This window comes from Allobosea sp. BK604, from assembly GCF_004341515.1.
Classification (GTDB): domain Bacteria; phylum Pseudomonadota; class Alphaproteobacteria; order Rhizobiales; family Beijerinckiaceae; genus Allobosea.
Genome location: NZ_SLZF01000010.1, coordinates 32,428 through 52,072, shown reverse-complemented (window position 1 = coordinate 52,072; position 19,645 = coordinate 32,428). Strand labels below are relative to the sequence as shown.

Sequence of the window (19,645 nt, the reverse complement as noted above, 5' to 3'; positions counted from 1 at the left end):
CTTAGAGGGATGAACCTCAGAACTTGATGGCGAAATTGCCCTTGAAGGCGTGATCCTGAGCATCGTTCGCGAGCTGTCCGGTATAGGACAGGCCGAGCGTCGCGGTCGGGCTGATCGCAAAATCGAGCCCTGCTTCGACCAGTGCGGCATCCCTGGCAATCGGCAGGCCGGCGACCGCGAAGGGGGTCGAGCCTGCGAAGGCCAGCGTCGCGGTCTGATCGACGTCGCCGAAGGCATGGCGCCAGGCCAATGTTCCGCGCAGGGTCATGTCCATGCCCGAGAGCGCGAAGGAGGTCGAGGCGCGCAGGCCCAGCGTCGAATAGCCGATGCTGGTGTCGTCGCTGCGGCCCGAGAGCGCGGCGACACCGCCTGTCTCGTTAAAGCCGTCCGTATGCAGGTTGACATAGGCGAGGCCGGCGAAGGGCTCGAGCGCGACGCGGCCGAGATCGATCCGATAGCCGAGCTCGCCGAAGACCTGGGCCGTGCCGGCATTGTAGTCGGCTCTCAAGTTGTTGCCGAAGCCGGCGAAGGCGGCGATGCGAGAGGTCTCCACATCGTGCCAGGTATAGCTCGCGCCGGTGCGCAGGCTGAGCGCACCCCATTGCCCGCCGCCATAGAGGCCGAGATGGTAGTTGTCGCTCTCGCCCGACGACCGCCGGCCCTTCACGTCGAACTCGGTGCGGCTATAGCCGGTGACCAGACCGAAGCGCATCGTGTCGAAGGCGGCGATATCGGCGCCGATGAAGAAGCCGCCGGTCGAGCGCGTCAGCTTGGCAGCGTTGCGATCACCGTCGGTCCGACCCCAGGAGCCATAGCCTTGGCCCCAGACCGCGAAGCGCTCGGTGTTGAGCCGGGGCATCGAGCCCTTGATGGCGGGAGCGAGATCGGCGGTGAAGCCGTAATTCATCGTCGCCATCGGCGTCGAGCCGACCGAGCCGAAGGCCGAGCGCAGCCGGTCGATCGAAGCCGAGCGCACGGCGTTGCTCTCCTCGACCAGCGCGGTCTTGGCCGAGGCATGCACCTCGCCCGAGAGCGCATCGAAGGCAGCACGGGCCGAGGCAGCGTCGAGCTTGACGACCGCGTCGTAGACGGGATTGCCGAGCCCGAGCCGTTCGCTCGCCGCGGCCGAGCCGATCTGGTTGCCCGTCTGGCCGACGGCGGGAAACGCGACGTCGTTTCGCGAGATGGTCAGAAAAGTCTGCCCTGCATCATAGTCGAGGCTCGATGCCAGGAAGGCGAAATTGCTGACGACGCTGTCGAACCGGCCGGAGACGCCGCCTGCGGCGCTGAACAGCTCATAGCGCGCCGTGGGTGAAAACGTGCCGGTCATCGCAGCGAGCTCGAGCGTCGCGCCCGACACGGCGATCGTGCCGGTGGCGATGATCTTGTCCGATTGGCCCTGGCCGTCGACCTCGACCTGATAGATCGAGCCGGGCGCGAAGGTGACGCCGCCATTGACGGTCAAGGTCCCGATCGAATTGCCTGGGGCGACAATGCCGCCGCTCTGCACGCTCAAGGCGCCGACCGTGCCGTTGCCGCCCAGAATGGCGCCGCTCTGCACCGTAACCGGCGAATTGGCGAGCGAGCCGTTCACGGCAAGCCGGCCGGCCGCGATCGTCGTCGGGCCCGACAGGCCGCTATTGCCCGTCAGGTTCAGGCTGCCGGCGCCGGTCTTGGTGAAGGAGCCGGTGCCGTCGATCGCATTGCCGAAGACTGCATTGACCGGCTGATCAATGATCAAAGCGGCGTTGTTGAGGATGGCGCCACTGCCGAAACTCGAGGCCGCGCCGCGCAGCGTGCCGGCCGAGATCACCGTGCCGCCGCTATAGCTGTTGGTGCCGTCGAGCACGGTCGTGCCGGCGCCCATCTGCCAAAGCGCGCCGCTGCCCGAGATTGCCCCCGCGAAGGTCACTGCGTTCGAGCGGTTGAAGGCGAGCGTGCCGTCATTGACGACATCGCCGGTGATCGAGCCGGACGTGCCGCCATTGCCGAGCATCAAGGTGCCGGCGCTGATCGTGGTGCCGCCGGTATAGCTGCTCGTGCCGGTCAGGATCGTCGTGCCCGACCCGATCTGCCGCAGCGCGCCGCTGCCCGAGATCGCGCCGGCGAAACTCAGCATATTCGAGCGGTTGAAGGCGAGCGTGCCGCTATTTGCGACATCGCCGGTGATCGAGCCGGACGTCCCGCCATTGCCGAGCTGCAAGGTGCCCGCGACGATCGTCGTGCCGCCCGTATAGCTGTTGTTGCCGGTCAGGGCCGTCGTGCCAGAACCGATCTGCCGCACCGCGCCACTGCCGGAGATCACCCCTGCCAGGGTCAGGCTGTCGGAACGGTTGAAGGCGAGCGTGCCGGCATTGACGACACCGCCGACGATCGAGCCGGAGGTGCCGCCATTGCCAAGCATCAAGGTGCCGGCGCTGATCGCCGTCCCGCCGGTATAGCTGTTCGTCCCGGTCAGGATCGTCGTGCCCGAGCCGATCTGTTGCACGGTACCGCTGCCGGAGATCGCACCCGCGAGAGTGAGGCTGTCGGAGCGGTTGAAAGCGAGCGTGTGGTTATTCACGACATCGCCGGTGATCGAACCGCTCGTGCCGCCATTGCCGACCTGCAAGGTGCCGGCCGTGATCACCGTCCCGCCGCTATAAGTGTTCGTCCCGGTCAGGATCGTCGTGCCCGAGCCGATCTGCCGCACGGCGCCGCTGCCGGAGATCGCCCCGGCGAAGGTCACCGCGTCCGAACGGCTGAAGGCGAGCGTGCCGTCATTGACGACATTGCCGGTGATCGAGCCGGACGTGCCGCCATTGCCGAGTTGCAAGGTGCCTGCCGTGATCGCGGTGCCGCCGGCATAGCTGTTCGTTCCGGTCAGAACCGTCGTGCCACTGCCGGTCTGCCGCACCGTGCCGCTGCCCGAGATCGTACCGGCGAAGGTCACGACATCCGAACGGTTGAAGGCGAGTGCGCCGTCATTGGCGACATCGCCGGTGATCGAGCCGGAGGTGCCGCCATCGCCAAGCTGCAGCGTGCCAGCCGTGATCACCGTCCCACCGGCATAGGTGTTCGTCCCGATGAGGATCGTCGTGCCAGTCCCGATCTGCCGAACCGCGCCGCTGCCGGAGATCACCCCAGCCAATGTCAGGTTGTCGGATCGGTTGAAGGCGAGCGTGCCGTCATTGACGATATCGCCGGTGATCGAGCCGGAGGTGCCGCCATTGCCGAGCTGCAAGGTGCCGCCGGTGATGCTCGTGCCGCCGGTATAGCTGTTTGCCCCGGTCAGGACGAGCGTGCCGCCGCCGAATTGCTTCAGCACACCGCCGCCGGAGACGGCGCCCGCGAAGGCGACATTGTCCGAGCGGTTGAAGGCGAGCGTGCCGTCATTGACGACGTCGCCGACGATCGACCCCACCGTGCCGCCATCGCCGACCTGCAGGGTGCCGGCCGTGATGACCGTGCCCCCGGTATAGCTATTCGCCCCGGTCAGGATCGTGGTGCCGCTGCCGATCTGCCGCACCGCGCCATTGCCCGAGATCGCGCCGGCGAAGGTCACGGCATCCGAGCGGTTGAAGGCCAGCGTACCGCTGTTGGCGACGTCGCCCGTGATCGAGCCGGAGGCGCCGCCATCGCCGAGTTGCAACGTGCCGCCGGCGATCGTGGTCCCGCCCGCGTAGCTGTTCGCTCCGGTCAGCACCAGCGCGCCTGCGCCGAGCTTGGCAAGCCCGCCATTGCCGCCGAGCGCCTGGCTGACGGTGAAGCTGTTGCCGGCATCGGCGATATCGAAACCGCCGCCGCCATTGTCGAAGGTGATGCCGCGCGCGGTCGAGGTGAAGCTCGTGCCGGTGACGCGCAGCACGCCGCCGTTGAAGACGAGGCCGCCGGCCGCATCGCCCAGATTGGCATCGGACGAGACCGAGAGCGTGCCGGAATTCAACACGGTGTTGCCGGTATAGGTGTTGGCGCCGGTCAGCACGAGCGTACCGAGATCGGTCTTCACCAAGGCGCTGGCGCCGGTCAGCACGGAGTCGATCGTCGCGGTATAGGCAGCGCCGGCCGAGGTGCCGTCGCCGACGCGGATGATCGCCTGCGCGCCGCTGAGCGCGATCGGACCGCCGGTGACGCGATAGCCGTCGGCGGCGAACTGCATGCCGGTAGCCGAGACCGCGCCGCCCGTCGTGTCGACGGTGACGGTGCCGCCCAGCGTCTGGAACACCATGAAGCCCGGTGTGACGCTCGGAGGCGCATTCACGCTGCCGTTCTGGTTGGTCCAGGTGCCGTTGCTGGCGCTCCAGGTGCCAGCGCCGCCATCGACCAGGTTGTTGTTGGCATTGCCCGCGGCGCCGCCATCCCAGAAATTCAGCGAAAGGCCGGCCGAATTGACCAGGTTGACCTGGGCTGCGACCGAAGTCTGCACGGAGAGGTCGGAGGCGACGGTTCCTGCCGGCAGGGTGCCGAGCACCAGCCCGTTGTTGATCAGTGCGCCGCCATAGTTGAACAGCCGGTAGATGCCGCCGCCGAAGCCGCCGGCATCGGAGACGTTCAATATGCCGGCCAGGGTCAGATTGCCGGTGACGTCGACCCGGTCGCTGCCGGTCAGCAGATTGGGCAGGCCGAGATCGAAATCGAGGATCGAGCCCGAGGAGAGCGACAGCGAGCCGACGCTGAGGACGCCGGTGGTCAGCGTGCCGGGATTGGCGCCCGGCGCGAGATGGCCGCCAGCGGCGATCGTGACCGCGCCCGTGATCGTGCCGCCGCCGGCCAGGGTCGCGCCGCTGGAGACCGAGACGGCCGTGTTGCCGAGCGAGCCCGAGAGCTCGAGCGTGCCGCCGCTGACAGTGGTCGCGCCGGTATAGATATTGGCGCCGGAGAGCGTGGTCTTGCCGGCGCCTGCGGTCTCGAAGCTGCCGGTGCCGCTGATGGCGCCGGCAATGCTTAGGCCGTTGCTCTTGTTGACGACGAGCGCGCCGGCATTGGCGATATCGCCGGAGCCGAGCGAGCCGCTCGTGCCGCCGGTGCCGACCTGGAGCGTGCCGGCAGCGATCACGGTGCCGCCGGTATAGGCCATGCCGTCGCCGAGAACCGTCGTGCCGCTGCCGCGCTGCGCGAATTTGCCGGCGCCGCTGACCGCGTTGGGAAGCGTGTACACGTCGGAGCGGTTGACCGCGAACTCCGCACCGGACGCGACCGTGACCGAGCCGGCGATCGAGCCGCTCGCGGTGCCATTGCCGATTTGGAGCGCACCGGAATTGATCGCGGTGCCGCCGCTATAGATGTTCGTGCCGGTCAGGATCGTGCGGCCGGTGCCGTTCTGCTCGACGGAGCCGGATCCCGAGACGACCTTGTCGAAGGTATATTCGTTCGAGCGGTTGAAGGCGAGGATGCCGCTATTGCTGACATCAGTCGCGATCGAGCCCGCGGTGCCGCCATTGCCGAGTTGCAGAATGCCGGCGCTGATCGTGGTGCTGCCGGTATAGCTATTGTCCGCGGTCAGGATCTGCCGGCCCGCGCCGGTCTTCGTCAGCGAGCCCAGGCCGGTGATCGTGCCGGAGAAGGTCGCATCGCTACCGGGGTTGACCGTCAACGCCCCGCCCCCGCCGAGCAGGACGTTGCCCGCTCCGCCAAGCGCGCCGACGCTTTGCGCATAGCTGTTGACGTCGAAGCTGGCGCCGGACGCGACCGTGAGGTCGCCGCCGCCCAAGCGGTTGTTGCCTCCGAGCTGCAAGGTGCCGGCGCTCACGAGCGTCTGGCCGGTATAGCTGCTGCCCCCGGTCAGGGTCAGCGTGTTCGTGCCCAGCTTGGTCAGGTCGCCGCTGCCGGAGATCGCACCTGCGAAGCTGGCATTGTTCAGATTGTCGAATTCGAGCGTGCCGTTATTGACGACATTGCCGGTGATCGAGCCGTCATTCGTCCCGTCATTGCCCAAGCGCACCGTGCCGCCGGCGTTGATGGTCGTGCCGCCGCTGAAGTTGTTGGCTGCGGTCAGGGTCAGGGTGGCGCTGCCGGCCTGGGTCAGCGAACCGCTGCCGCTGATCACGCCGCCATAGGTGACGCTGTCGGAGCGGTTGAAGCTCAGCGCGCCATTATTGGTGATGTTGCCGCCGATCGTGCCGGCGGTGCCGCCATTGCCGATCTGCAGCGTGCCGCCATTGATCGTCGTCCCGCCGGCATAGCTGTTCGTGCCGGTCAGGATCACCGTGCCCGCACCGCGTTTGGCCAGGGCGCCCGCGCCGGAGATGTCGCCCGCGACAGTCAAGCTGCCGGTGCGATCGAAGGCGAGCGTGCCGCCATTCACGACATTGCCGACAATCGCCCCGGTCGCGCCGCCATTGCCGATCTGCAACGTGCCGGCACTGATCGTCGTGCCGCCGGTGAAGTCATTGGCGCCGGTCAGCGTGAGCGTGCCGGTGCCCGCCTTGGTCAGCGAGCCGGCACCGGTGATCACGCCCGCGAAGGTCGAGGTCGCATCGCCATTGCCCGCGGTGAGCGCCCCGCCCGTGCCGAGCTGGACGGTGCCGCCGCCACTGAGCGCGCCCACGCCCTGAGCATGGCCGGCGAGGTCGAGCACCGCGCCGGAGCTGACCGACAAGCCGCCGGTGCTGCGCAGGAGCCCGTTGCCGCCGAGCACCAAGGTCCCGCCATCGACGCTCGTACCGCCGAGGAAATCGCTGGTGCCGGTCAGCGTCAGGGAGCCCGCCCCCGCTTTGGTGAAGGAGCCGGAGGTGCCAAAGCCGTCGAGGACGCGGCCGGCGAAGGTCTGGGTACCGACCGTGTTGAAGGTGACATTGGTGCGGACGTTGATGTCGCCGGACACGACGCCGTCGGTCGTGCCGTCGCCGATCTGCAGCGAGCCGAAGGTGACGGTCGTGCCGCCGGTATAGCTGTTGTTGCCGGTCAGGATGAGCTTGCCGCCGCCGACCGTCGTGACCGAGCCGGAGCCCGAGATATCGCCGGCGAAGGTGTAGTCGTCGGTCCGGCTGAAGGCGAGCGAGCCGTTATTGACGATATTGCCCAGGACCGAGCCCGTGGTGGTACCGGAGCCGATCTGAAACGTGCCGTCGGAGATTGTCGTCCCGCCGCCATAGGTGTTGTCGCCGGAGAGCACGAACGTGCCGGCGCCGCTCTTGGTCAGCGAGCCAGAGCCGGAGATCACGCCGCCATAGCCCGACGTGCCCGGCCCCTGATCGATCGTCAGCGTGCCGCTGCCGAGCTTCAATTCGCCCGTGCCGTTGAGGCCCGCGATCGTTTGGGTATGGCCGTTGAGGTCGAGGATCGTGCCGGCGAAGTTGATCGAGACCACGCTGCTGCTGGAGAGGCCGCCCCCCGTGCCGAGCAATAGCGTGCCGCCGTTGATCGTCGTCGCGCCGGTGCTGCCGATGGCGCCGGTCAGCGTCAAGGTGCCGTTGCCCGACTTGGCCAGGCCGCCGGTGCCGGTCATCGCGCCATCGAAGCTGTGGCTGCCGGTGTGGTTGAAGGCGAGCGTGCCGTTATTGACGATGGTGCCGGTGATCGTGCCGTTGGTGACGCCGTCGCCGAGCTGCAGCATGCCGCCCGAGATCGTCGTGCCGCCGGTATAGGTATTGGCGCCGGTCAGCGTCAGCGTGCCGCCGCCGAGCTTGGTCAGCGAGCCGTCGCCGGAAATGACGCCGCCGAAGCCCGAGCTGCCATTGCCATTGCCGATGCTGAGCGCACCGCCGGTGCCGAGCGCGATCGAGCCCGCGCCACTGAGCGTGCTGATCGTCTGCGCGCGGCCGTTGAGGTCGAAGGTCGCGCCCGAGCCGATGCCGAGGCTGCCCGTAGCGGCCAGGCTACCGCTCGCGCCCAGCTGCAGGATGCCGCCACTGACCGTCGTGCCGGCCGTATAGGTGTTGGCGCCATTGAGCACGAATGTGCCGCTACCCGCCTTGGTCAGCGAGCCCGCGCCGCTGATGACGCCGTCGAAGGTCGAGCTGGCGTTAGCATTGCCGACCGTGAGCGCGCCGGCCGTGCCGAGCTTGACCTCGCCAGAACCCTCGACCTTGCCGAAGCCCTGCGACCGGCCGTTGAGATCGAAGATCGAGCCGGTCGCGACTGTCAGGTCGCTGGTCGAGACCAGGCTGCCGCCTGCGCCAAGCTGCAAGGTGCCGGCATTGACCGTGGTGCCGCCGCTGAAGCTGTTCGCGCCGGTCAGAATGGCGGTTCCGGTTCCCGTCTTGGTCAAGGCGGCAGTGCCCGCGAGCGTGGCGCCAATCGTGCCGCCGGACAGGTTGAAGGCCGTCGACGCCGTGACCGTACCCGTGCCGGTGACGTTGCCGCCCGTGACGGACAGCGTGCCAACGCTCAGATTGTAGCCGGAGGCGACGTTCAGCGTCGCCGTGCCGCTATTGGTCAGCGTGCCGATGCCGCTCATGTTGCCGCCGGTCAGCGTGAGCGTGCCATTGTTCTGGTTGCTCACATCGCCGGTGACGGCAACGTCGCCGCCGAGCACCTTGATCTGCCCGTCATTATAGATGCCCTGCCCCGCCGACAGCGTCGCCGTTCCGGTCGGGCCGTTGAAGTTGATCGTGCCACCGCCCTGGTTGTTGATCGCGCCGGCATCGATGACGCTGCCGCCGGCGCCGACATCGATGATCGCGTTGTTGTTCAGTGTGTTGCCGGTGCCCTGCAGGGTCGCGCCGGCGCCGATACCGATCGAGCCGGCGCCGTTGCTGATCGTCTGCGCGCTGAGCTTGCGGCCGGCCGCAATCGAGGTGGCGCCGAAATTGGTCAGCGTGGTGATGCCCGTCGCATCATCGGCGGCCGTCGAGCCGGTCACCGACATCGCGATGCCGCCATTGACCTGTATCGTGCTGTTGAACGTGCCGGCGAGCGTCGTGTTGCCGCCAAGCTCGATCGCACCGATATTGCTGCCCGCGAGCGCCTTGATGCTGTTGGTGCCGCCGGTGATCGTGATGGCGTTGGAAAGAGCGCCGTTCACACCAGCGGCGCCACCGTTGGCGCCACCGGCGATCGTACCGCTGTTGATGATCGTCAGGTTCTGCCCGATGATGCCGATGCCGCCGGGCTGAGGCCGGTATGGTTGCGCATTCTGGAAATCGGAGCCGCCACCACCGCCTCTGATGGTCCCGGTATTGGTGATCACCAACCCGGCTGAACCGGTTGCGGTGATGCCGTTGCCGCCCCTGCCACCCACTCCGTTGCCGGAGGGATCGGTGAACGGATTGATCGCTCCGTTCGAAGATCCGCCGCCGCCGCCCTTGCCACCCGTAATCGTGCCGGAATTAGTCAGGTTGGCGCCTGCCCCGGCGATAATGCCGGAGCCGCCACCGCCGCCGCCGCCGCCGCCGCCATATGAGTTGCTGGGGACGGCATTGTAGTTTCCACCACCGCCATTGCCGCCGTTGCCGCCCGTGATGGCGGCGGCGTTAGTCAGATCGGCGCTGAGGGTCAGGCCGGCGCCGCCAGCTCCGCCGCCACCGCCGCCGGCACCAGCGACAAAACCGGCTCCGCCGCCGCCAGCACCATCCGAACCGCCGCCGCTACCGCCCCGGTTGCCCGAACCGCCGGTCGCTCCGCCTCCACCGCCACCGGCGGTTGCGCTGCCATCTCCATATGCACCGCCGCCTCCGCCGCCGCCCGGGGTGGAGCCATTGGGTGCGCCGGCACCATTCCCACCATTGCCGCCGGTGTATTGCGCCATGGCCGGCGCTGTGGGGAAGGCCACCACGATCGGCATGACCAGAGCCGTACAGGCGAGCAGCAATGCCCGGCGGTGGCGCCGGCCGAGTGCCAGAGCGATCGGCTGGACCATGTCGCGACCGGCCTGGAGGGCCGCGCGCTTCGCGCCCTTGCCGAGCCTCGCCTTCCGCAGTCCCGTTCTCGTCTTCTCAGCCATGGCCAAACCCGAATCCCCGGCAATGTGCCCGTCATGATCGGCGCGGACCCTGTCGCAAGGTCAGCGCCCTTGTCTTCTCATCCAGCGCACGACAGCGCGCCGGCAGTAAAAAACCCTACGAAATCAGCGCGTAGTGTCGTCTCAGCCACCCTCGGCCAGGGCCCGGCGATAATCGCCGGGCGCCATGCCATAGGCGGCGCGGAAGACACGGTGGAAGGTCGCGAGACTGTCGAAGCCGCAGGAAAAGGCGATGTCCGCCACCGGCCGCGCCGCGTTCTGGCGCAGGCAGCGTCCGGCCTCGGCGAGGCGGACGGCGGTGACGTTCTGCGAGAAGCTCTGGCCCGTCGGCTCGAACAGGGCGTGAAGATGCCTGATCGAGATGCCGAGCTGGCCAGCGACGAAGGCCGGCGACAGCGCCGCATGGTCGAAATCGCGGCCGATGATATAGCGCGCCGCCGAGAGTCGCCCAACCCTGAGCGCGGCGCGGCTGGCGTCGCTGCGCGCCTCGGCGACGCCGCGCGCGATCAGCACGAGCTGCCCGAGCGCCTCCACCAGGAGCTCGGTCTCCTCCGCGCCGATGCTGTTATCCGTCTCGACGAGATCGGAGAAGCAGGATTGGATCAGCGCCGTCACCGGCACGCGCTCGTCGAGCGGGCTAGCGACGAGCTCATGTGCGCGCTTCGTCAGCGCCAGGCCGTTCGGGATCTTGAGGACGCGCAGGTGATAGCCGGCCGCCGTGGCCGGCACGGTGTTGTAGGCCAGGTCGGAATAGCTGGTCGCCAGCGTGCCGCGCGGCGTGATGAAGCGTCCGCCCCGGCCGGCTTCGAACCAGCCGCCGCCCTCGAGCTGCTGGTAGAGGCAAAGGCTGTCGCTCGGCGCAGCCACGATATCGGCCTGCGTGCGCGCGACCTTGTAGGGCGTCGCATGCAACTCGACCAGCGCCGCCGAGCCCAGCGGGCGCAATGTCAGGCTGCCGCGGAACTCACCGTCATGGTCGCCGTCGCGCTCGGCCGTGACGCCGAACATGCCCTTCGCACGCACTTCGCGCCAATGCTCGAAGCGCTCATGCGGAGCAATATGGTCGCTCGACCAGGTGAACACGCCCGAAAATGCCCCCGCGCCAGGCCGCCCCCGGCTCCGGCATCACCCCAAACTGATCGGGCATATCAGGGAGAAGAGGTAGTAAAGTAAATATTGCTTACTACCCGCTTAAGTGAACGGCCGTTCACAACGGAAGCCTTAGATCAGGCGCAGACGACATCGATTGAAGGCAAGGTTAATACACGGACCAGAATCTGAAAACTGGAAAATGCGCCGGGCTCTTCAAAATTAATCTCATGCTGCATTGACCAGCATTGCGTCGTCGATGTGAACGCCGCGCCGGTCCGCGCTCCGGCTCGGCCTGCGGCAGATCGTCCGACAACAGAACGCCGCCGCAACCTCCCGGCCGCGGCGGCGCGTTCATGCAGAATCAGCTTACTTCTTGTTGGCCTTTGAGCCGACCAGCTCGTCCCATTTGCGGAATGCGACGACCATCTTGTCCGGCTTCAGCGGCAGCTCGATCGGGTTGTTGGCGATGAGGTCGGCATATTCCGGCCGGCCGAACTCGGCGATGACGTCCTGGCTCGCCTTGGGCGCGAGCGAGAGCGGCACGTTCTTCACCGCCGGGCCAGGATAGAGATAGCCCTCGTCATAGGCATAGGCCTGCGCCTTGGGGGTGAGCACATAGGCCATCATGTCGAGCACGACCGCGAGCCGGTCGTTCGGCACGCCCTTCGGCACGCACATGAAGAAGGCGTCGGAGACCCAGTGGAAGCCCTTGATCGTGCCGACCTTGGCCTCCTTCGGCACGATGCCGAGCGCGCGCGGGTTGATGTCCCAGCCGGTGGTCGAGATGATGATGTCGCGCGAGCCGTCGCCGAACTCCTTCATCGTCGCGCCGGTGCCGGCAGGGTAATACTCGATATATTTGCCGAGCTCGGCGAGATAGGCCCAGGTCTTCTCCCAGCCATTGACCGGATCCTGCGGATCCTTGTCGCCGAGGATATAGGGCAGGCCCATCATGAAGGTGCGGCCGGGGCCGGAATTGGCCGGGCGCGCATACATGAACTTGTTCGGATTGGCCTTGGCCCAGGCGAGCAGTTCCTCGGCCGTGGTCGGCGGCGCCTTCACCCGGTCGGGCATGTATTCGATCAGCGGCCCGGAGGGGTAGTAGTTGACAACGACGCCAAAGCCCGCGCCCTGCACCTTGTGCAGGTTGAGCGCGGCTGGCTCGTAGTTCTCCTCGATATTCGGGAACTTGTCGTTGAAATCGGGCAGGATCTTCAGCCAGAGATTCTGGTCGAGACCGGCGGCGAGGCCGTCGCTGCCGGTCAGCACGATGTCGAGATCGGCGCGGCCGGCATCCTGCTGCGCCTTGATCTTGCTGGCGAGTTCCGGCGCCGGCGCCTTCACATAGGTCAGGCGCGAGATCAGCTTGGGATTGGCGGCCTTGTAATCGTCGAAGGCGCGCTGCATCAGCGCCAGCGCGCCGCCGACATCGATCAGGTTGAGCGCGACGGGCGAGGTCGGCAGCGGCGGCGAGGCCGCGAAGGCGCCGGTCGTGCCGCCCATTGCGGTAGCGGCGAGGCCGCCCAGGACGGTGCGGCGGTCGATCTTGGTCAGGTCATGGCTCATGTGGTGATCCCCTCTTCTTGGTGAGTTGTTCGGCGTCGTCGATCAGGCGGCAAAGCGGCGTTCGACCTCGCCCAGCCGAACGCGGCTGACGGCAAGGCGATCGGACCAGTCGACCTCGCCGAGGTCGAGCGTGATCCCGAAGGCTTTCAGAGCGGGCCCCAGCAGCGCAAGCGGATGGCCCGAGGCCAGCGCAATGGCCATGTCCGGCGTAGCAAGCCCCCAGGCTACGAGATTGCGCACGCCCTGGTCGAGGCTGAGCGCCGAACCGGCCAGGCCAACGCCGCCCGGCTGGCGCACCGCGCCATCCGGGCCGAGCTCGACGCTCATGCCGGCGAACGGATAGCGGCCCGGCTGCGAGGCCGCCGCCGAGATCGCGTCGGTGACCAGGATCGCCCGCTCCAAGCCCTTGGCACGCAGCAAGGCCTTCAGCGCCTTGGGCGGGATATGGATGCCGTCGGCGATGAAGCTCGCCCAGAGACCGTCCTCGGCGAGCTGGGCGAAGATCGCGTTGTTGAGCTTGTGGGCCTGCTGCGGCATGCCGTTGCCGAGATGGGTCGACAGCGTCGCCCCGGCCTGCGCGGCAGCCTCCGCCAGCGCGAAATCGACGGCGGTATGGCCAAGCGCGATGATGCGGCCCGAGCTCTTCAGCGCGGCGATCAGCGCCATCGCACCCTCGACCTCAGGCGCCAGCGTCACCAGCAGGATCGGCCGGGAGATCAGCGCCTGCAGCCGGTCAACCAGCCCGATGCCAGCGGCCGTCATCGCCGCCGGCGGATGGCAGCCATGATAGCCCTCGGCCGGGTTCAGGAACGGGCCCTCGAGATGGTAGCCCGGGCACATCAGCGGCCCGAGCCTGCTTTCCGAAACCGCCGAGTCAAGCGCCAGGAAGCGCTCTTCCAGCTCGTGCGGATGGGCCGTGATGATCGTCGGCAGGCAGGCCGTCACGCCGGTGGCGAGCATCGCCTCCAGCGCATGGTCGAGCTCTGCCGCCGTGATCGCGCCGGAATTGAAATCGATCCCGGCGAAACCGTTGACCTGAAGATCGATCAGCCCGGCTGAGCGCATCGCCGTCACTTCTTCAGCAGCGAGGCCGCAGGCGGATCCATGAACAGCACGGTCCTGGCATGCTGCTGCAGGATCGACGCCGGATAGAGCGGGCTGACTGGCCCCTCGACCGCGGCTTGAGCCGCCTTGGCCTTGCGCTCATCCGGTACCGACAGGATGATCAGCTCGCTCTTCATGATCTGCCGGATGCTCATCGAGATGGCGCGCTCCGGCACATCGGCGAAGGTCGGGAACCAGCCCTCACCGAATTGCTGGTTGCGGCAGGCCTCGTCGAGCGTCACGACGATATAGGGCTGCTCGGTCTCGAAATCTGCCGGCGGATCGTTGAAGGCGAGATGGCAGTTCTCACCGATGCCGGCGAAGCAGACATCGATGCGCTTGCCGGCGATCAGCGCGTTGAGCCGCGCGGTCTCGCCCGCCGGATCGCCCTCCCCGTCAACCGGAATGAACTCGACCTTGCCGCCGACCGGCGCGACGAAGCGATCGCGCAGATAGCGGCGGAAGCTCGCCGGATGCGCCTCACTCAGGCCGACATATTCGTCGAGATGGAAGGCCGTGACCTTCGACCAGTCGATACCCTCAGCCTTGACCAGGTGGCCGAGCACCTCGAACTGGCTCGCGCCCGTCGCCACGATGATATTGGCGTGGCCATGGCTGGCCTGGGCGGCGCGGATCGCCTCCGCCCCCAGCTTGGCGGCCTCGCAGCCGAGCGTGTCCTTGTCGGCGACGATGCGGAGATCGATCATGTGATTTTTGAACCTTAGACAGAAGAATTGTTTATATTTCCCGTGACAAACTCTATGGGTGCTGCTCGAAAACGCAATGGCTATTTTTAAACACATGCGTTCAAAATAAAGACCGACATGCTCGCGACGACCGACGAGGCCCCTTTCGCCACGCCCTACGAGCGCGATTGCGCGCGCGTCTACGGGCTCGTCGCACGCGGGCTCGCCCATTCGCGGGCCGAGCTCAGCAAGGCGCTGGAGCTGCGCTCGACCACCACCTCCCGCGTCGTTGCGGACCTGGCGGCGCGCCGTCTCATCCTCGAGGTTCCCGGCGAGACCGCCGGGCGCGGCCGGCCCGCGGCCGTGCTGATCGCCAATCCGCGCCGCATCGGCGCCTCCGTCATCTATGTGGCGAGCCAGTCGCTGTCCGGTGCGCTGGTCGATCTCAACGGCCATATCCTGGAGGAGCGCACGATCGCGCTGGCACCCGAGGCCGATAACGCGGCGCTGGCCGCCGCCATGGCCGAGCTCGGCGGCTTCCTCGTCGCCGCCATGCCGCGCGGCATGAGCCATGCGGGCACGGCGGTTTCGCTCTCCGGCCTGATCGATATCCGCGGCCGGCAATGGCTGATGGCGTCGCGCTGGCCGAAGATGCGGGCGCTCGACATCCAGGCCATTCTCGAACCCGTCGCCGGCCCGATCGAGATCTGTCGCAATCTCGATGCCGAGCTCCGGGCGCGCGCGGCGCGGGAGCCGAAATCATTCGCCGGCGGGGCGCTGCTGCTGCATTGGGGCTGGGGGATCGGCCTCGCCTATGCCGTCGACGGCGAGCCCTTCTCGCCGGCCGGCGGCTCCTTCGGCGAGATCGGCCATTGGCGCTTCTCAGTGCTGGAGGGCCGTCGCTGCGGCTGCGGCAACACGGCCTGCCTGGAAACCGGCGCGGCGCTCTGGTCGCTGCTGCCGCTGCTGCGCCGGCACTGGCGCAGCCTCGGCGAGGACGAGGCGAAATTGAGCGAGCAGTTCTCCAACTGCGACCTGCTGAGCTTGCCGGAGATCGATCAGGCGGCGCGGATCCTGGCGCGGGCACTTGCCAATGCCTGCCGGTTGTTCTTCCCGAACCGGATCATCGTCAGCGGCCCATTCGTCGCCAATGCCCGGCTCTGGGCCCATTTCGACGCGCTGTTCCGGACCGAGGGCACTTTGGAAGGGCTCGCCATGCCGCAGCTCGCCAGCGAACGGGCCGACCCGAATTTCGAGATCCACGGCGCCGCGGCGCCCTTGCTCAGGCGAGCCGCGGAGGAGCTGCTGCGGGCCGCTTGATTCCTAGAGAGCTTAGATGCTCGGGCTCGCCGGCTTGATCTGCGCGATCGCCTTGCGCACCAGTAGCGGCAGGTCGGGATGCTCGGAATTATAGGTCGCGAGGAAATCCTCACGCATCCGCCGGTTCCAGAACTGGTTGATATGATCGGCGATCGCCGGCACCGCCTGCTCTTCCGGATAGGACTTGAAGAAATCCGCGATCTGGCTGGCCATATGGCCGAGCTTGACCACATTCGCGGCCTTGGCCGCGGCGGGATCGTGATGGGCGTCGTGCGTGTCCTGGCTCATCGCGCTTCTGTTTCCAGCTCCTCGGCGAGTTCGCCGGCAAAGAGGATCGCGGCATCGTCGCGGGCGACGGAGACCAGGGTCAGCCCGAGCTTCCGTGCGCGCTCGATCGCGAGCGAGGTCGGCGCCGAGATCGTCACCAGCGCTGCCGCGCCGAAGATCGCGGTCTTCTCGACCATCTCGAACGAAGCCCGGCTGGTCGTCAGAACGAAGCCGCCACCGGCACCCTGCCCAGCTCGCAACCGCGCACCGATCAGCTTGTCCAAGGCATTGTGCCGGCCGACATCCTCCCGCGCCGCCAGGATCGTGCCGTCGCGATCGCACCAGGCGGCGGCATGGACCGAGCGTGTCAGCCGGTTGAGTGGCTGGTGCCGGGTCAGCGCTTCCAGGGCCGCGTGAATCGCGCCAAGCGAAAGCGGCGGCTCCTCGCCTATCCGCTGCGCTGCCAGCGGTACCTCGTCAAAGGTCTCAACCCCGCAGAGCCCGCAGGAGGTCCGGCCGGAAAGATTGCGCCGGCGCGCCAGATGCTCGCGGAAGCGTCCGGGGGCGAGCTCGACCGCGACCTCGATCCCCTCCTCCTTCGGCGTCACCACGATATCGCGGATCTCGTCGACGCCGCGGATGATGCCTTCGGTCAGGCTGAAGCCTGCGACGAAATCCTCGAGATCGGCCGGGCTCGCCATCATCACCGCATAGGGCAAGCTGCCATAGACGATGTTGACGGGCGCCTCGACCGCGACCTCGGCGGCGATCTCCGGCAGCAGGCCGTCCGCGAAGCGCAGCGGCCTGACCGGCACGGCATAGGACGCCGGAGGCTGGGCGGGAGCGCTATTCCGCTGCATCCTGCAGCCTTCCAGCGATGCGGCGCAGCGAGAAATCCTCCTCGCGGTTCTTCTCCTGCCATTGCGAGTAATAGTTCGTCCGCCGGACCTCGACCGCGGTCACCTTGTATTCCGGGCAATTGGTCGCCCAGTCCGAGAAGTCGGTAGTGATGACGTTGGCGCCGGTCGAGGCATGGTGGAAGGTCGTGTAGACCACGCCCGGTTGCATGCGCTCCGAGACCTCGGCGCGCAGCGAAATGTCGCCGGAGCGGCTCGCCAGCGCGACGAGATCGCCATCCTTGATGCCGCGGCTCTCGGCGTCGAACGGGTGGATCTCCAGCACGTCCTCCTCGTGCCAGCGGCTGTTCTCGGTGCGCCTGGTCTGCGCGCCGACATTGTATTGCGAAAGGATGCGCCCGGTCGTCAGGATCAGCGGGAAGCGCGGCCCGGTCCGCTCCTCGGTCGCGACGAACTCGGTGATCATGAACTTGCCCTTGCCGCGCACGAAGCGATCGACATGCATCAGCGGCGTGCCCAGCGGCGCCTTCTCGTTGCAGGGCCATTGCACCGAGCCGAGCTCTTCCAGCTTCGCATAGCTGACGCCTGCGAAGGTCGGCGTCACCAGCGCGATCTCGTCCATGATCTCGCTGGGATGGCCGTAGTTCATCTCCAGCCCCAAGGCCCGGGCCAGATCGATCGTGACCTGGAACTCGGCCTTGCCCGACATCGGCGCCATGACCTGGCGGACACGGTTGATGCGGCGCTCGGCATTGGTGAAGGTGCCGTCCTTCTCCAGGAAGGACGAGCCCGGCAGGAAGACATGGGCGTATTTCGCGGTCTCGTTCAGGAACAGGTCCTGGATGACGACGCATTCCATCGCGGCAAGGCCGGCCGTGACGTGCTGGGTGTTCGGGTCGGACTGGGCGATATCCTCGCCCTGGACATAGAGCCCCTTGAAGCTGCCGCCGACCGCCTCGTCGAGCATGTTGGGGATGCGCAGGCCCTGCTCGGCATCGAGCGTGACACCCCAGAGCTTCTCGAAGATGTCGCGTGTGGCATCGTCCGAGACATGGCGATAGCCGGTGAATTCGTGCGGGAACGAGCCCATGTCGCAGGAGCCCTGGACATTGTTCTGGCCGCGCAGCGGATTCACGCCGACGCCTTCGCGTCCGATATTGCCGGTCGCCATGGCGATATTGGCCATGCCCATCACCGTGGTCGAGCCCTGGCTGTGCTCGGTGACGCCGAGCCCGTAGAAGATCGCGCCATTGCCGCCGGTGGCGTAGAGCCTTGCGGCGCCGCGGACATCGGCCGCCGGCACGCCGGTATATTGCTCGCTCGCCTCCGGCGAGTTGCGCTCCTCGGCGACGAACCGGGCCCAGAGCTCGAAATCGGCGAGATCGCAGCGCTCGCGGACATAATCCTCGTCGATCAGCCCCTCGGTGACGATGACATGGGCGATGGCGTTGATCAGCGCGACATTGGTGCCGGGCTTGAGCTGGAGATGGTAGTCGGCCTTGACATGCGGCGACTTGACCATGTCGATCCGGCGCGGATCGGCGACGATGACGCGGGCGCCCTTGCGGATACGCTTCTTCATCCGCGAGGCGAAGACCGGATGGCCGTCGGTCGGATTGGCACCGATGACGAAGATGACATCGGACTTCTCGACCGACTTGAAATCCTGCGTGCCGGCGGAGGTGCCGAGCGTCGTCTTCAGGCCGTAGCCCGTCGGCGAATGGCAGACGCGGGCGCAGGTATCGACATTGTTGTTGCGGAAGCCGGCGCGCACCAGCTTCTGGACGAGATAGACCTCCTCGTTGGTGCAGCGCGACGAGGTGATGGCGCCAAGCGATTCGCGTCCGTATTTCGACTGGATGCGCTTGAATTCCGAAGCCGCGTGGGAAATCGCCTCGTCCCAGGAGACCTCGCGCCAGGGATCGGTGATCTTCTCGCGGATCATCGGCTTGGTGATGCGGTCCTTGTGGGTCGCGTAGCCCCAGGCGAAGCGGCCCTTGACGCAGGAATGGCCCTCGTTGGCCTTGCCGTCCTTGTACGGCACCATGCGGACGACCTTGTCGCCCTGCATCTCGGCCTTGAACGAGCAGCCGACGCCGCAATAGGCGCAGGTCGTGACCTTGGAATGCTCGGGCTGGCCGTGCTCGATGACGAGGTTTTCCATCAGCGTCGCGGTCGGGCAGGCCTGCACGCAGGCGCCGCAGGAGACGCATTCCGAGCCGAGGAAATCCGTCGGGCCGGCGGCGACGCGTGAATCGAAGCCGCGGCCGCTGATCGTCAGCGCGAAAGTGCCCTGCACCTCCTCGCAGGCGCGGACGCAGCGATTGCAGACGATGCACTTGGTCGGATCATAGGTGAAATACGGGTTGGACGTGTCCTTGCCGAGATAGAGCACGTTGTCCGTGCCATCCTTGCTCTTGGCGAAGACATGGTTCTCGCCCTCGTAGCCATAGCGCACCTCGCGCAGGCCGACCGCGCCCGCGGCGTCCTGCAATTCGCAATTGCCGTTGGCCGAGCAGGTCAGGCAGTCGAGCGGGTGGTCGGAAATGTAGAGCTCCATCACGCCCTTGCGCAGGGTCGCGAGCTGCTCGGTCTGGGTCCGCACGACCATGCCCTCTTCGGCCGGCGTGGTGCAGGAAGCCGGCGTACCGCGCCGGCCCTCGATCTCGACCAGGCAGAGCCGGCAGGAGCCGAACGGTTCGAGCGAGTCGGTGGCGCAGAGCTTGGGGATCTTCGTCCCCATCTGCATCGCGGCCGCCATCACCGAGGTGCCCTCGGGCACCGTGACGCGTTCGCCGTCGATGGTCAGCGTCACCATCTTGTCGGAGACGCGGATCGGTGTACCGAAGTCGAGTTCCTTGATCAGGCTCATC

At 67.1% G+C, this 19,645-nt stretch carries 9 protein-coding genes; 1 reads left to right on the top strand and 8 read right to left on the bottom strand.

Features of this window, described 5'->3' with window-relative positions; genetic code table 11:
* Positions 1–16: 16 nt before the first annotated feature.
* The 5 genes from EV560_RS26910 to EV560_RS26885 all read right to left on the bottom strand — a co-directional run bounded on the left by EV560_RS26910 (position 17) and on the right by EV560_RS26885 (position 14,349).
* On the bottom strand, positions 17–9,862 hold the full coding sequence (locus EV560_RS26910) for an autotransporter-associated beta strand repeat-containing protein (protein WP_165923657.1): 9,846 nt from the start codon (positions 9,860–9,862) through the stop codon (positions 17–19).
* 141 nt (positions 9,863–10,003) lie between these two features.
* Positions 10,004–10,963, bottom strand: coding sequence for a helix-turn-helix domain-containing protein (locus EV560_RS26900; protein WP_131858928.1), 960 nt, complete (start codon positions 10,961–10,963; stop codon positions 10,004–10,006).
* A 375-nt stretch (positions 10,964–11,338) separates the two neighbouring features.
* The gene (locus EV560_RS26895) at positions 11,339–12,538 is read right to left on the bottom strand and encodes an ABC transporter substrate-binding protein (protein WP_131858927.1); all 1,200 of its coding nucleotides are present in this window, start codon (positions 12,536–12,538) and stop codon (positions 11,339–11,341) included.
* A 42-nt stretch (positions 12,539–12,580) separates the two neighbouring features.
* Positions 12,581–13,603 (bottom strand): N-acetylglucosamine-6-phosphate deacetylase, encoded by a 1,023-nt coding sequence (locus EV560_RS26890; RefSeq protein WP_131858926.1) that lies wholly within the window; start codon positions 13,601–13,603, stop codon positions 12,581–12,583.
* A gap of 5 nt (positions 13,604–13,608) precedes the next feature.
* Positions 13,609–14,349 (bottom strand): glucosamine-6-phosphate deaminase, encoded by a 741-nt coding sequence (locus tag EV560_RS26885; protein ID WP_131858925.1) that lies wholly within the window; start codon positions 14,347–14,349, stop codon positions 13,609–13,611.
* A 117-nt stretch (positions 14,350–14,466) separates the two neighbouring features.
* Between EV560_RS26885 and EV560_RS26880 the strand changes: the two genes are divergently transcribed.
* Positions 14,467–15,648 (top strand): ROK family transcriptional regulator, encoded by a 1,182-nt coding sequence (locus EV560_RS26880; protein ID WP_131858924.1) that lies wholly within the window; start codon positions 14,467–14,469, stop codon positions 15,646–15,648.
* 12 nt (positions 15,649–15,660) lie between these two features.
* On the opposite strand, the gene EV560_RS26875 is transcribed toward EV560_RS26880, so the two are convergent.
* The 3 genes from EV560_RS26875 to fdhF are packed head-to-tail and all read right to left on the bottom strand — an operon-like array spanning position 15,661 to position 19,644.
* The gene (locus tag EV560_RS26875) at positions 15,661–15,936 is read right to left on the bottom strand and encodes a formate dehydrogenase subunit delta (RefSeq protein WP_131858923.1); all 276 of its coding nucleotides are present in this window, start codon (positions 15,934–15,936) and stop codon (positions 15,661–15,663) included.
* Complete coding sequence (gene fdhD, locus EV560_RS26870) at positions 15,933–16,775, bottom strand: formate dehydrogenase accessory sulfurtransferase FdhD (protein WP_131858922.1); 843 nt, start codon at positions 16,773–16,775, stop codon at positions 15,933–15,935. The genes EV560_RS26875 and fdhD overlap by 4 nt, the downstream gene beginning before the upstream one ends.
* Entirely contained in the window at positions 16,762–19,644 is a 2,883-nt protein-coding gene (gene fdhF, locus EV560_RS26865) for a formate dehydrogenase subunit alpha (protein WP_131858921.1), read from the bottom strand. The genes fdhD and fdhF overlap by 14 nt, the downstream gene beginning before the upstream one ends.
* Position 19,645 lies beyond the last annotated feature (1 nt).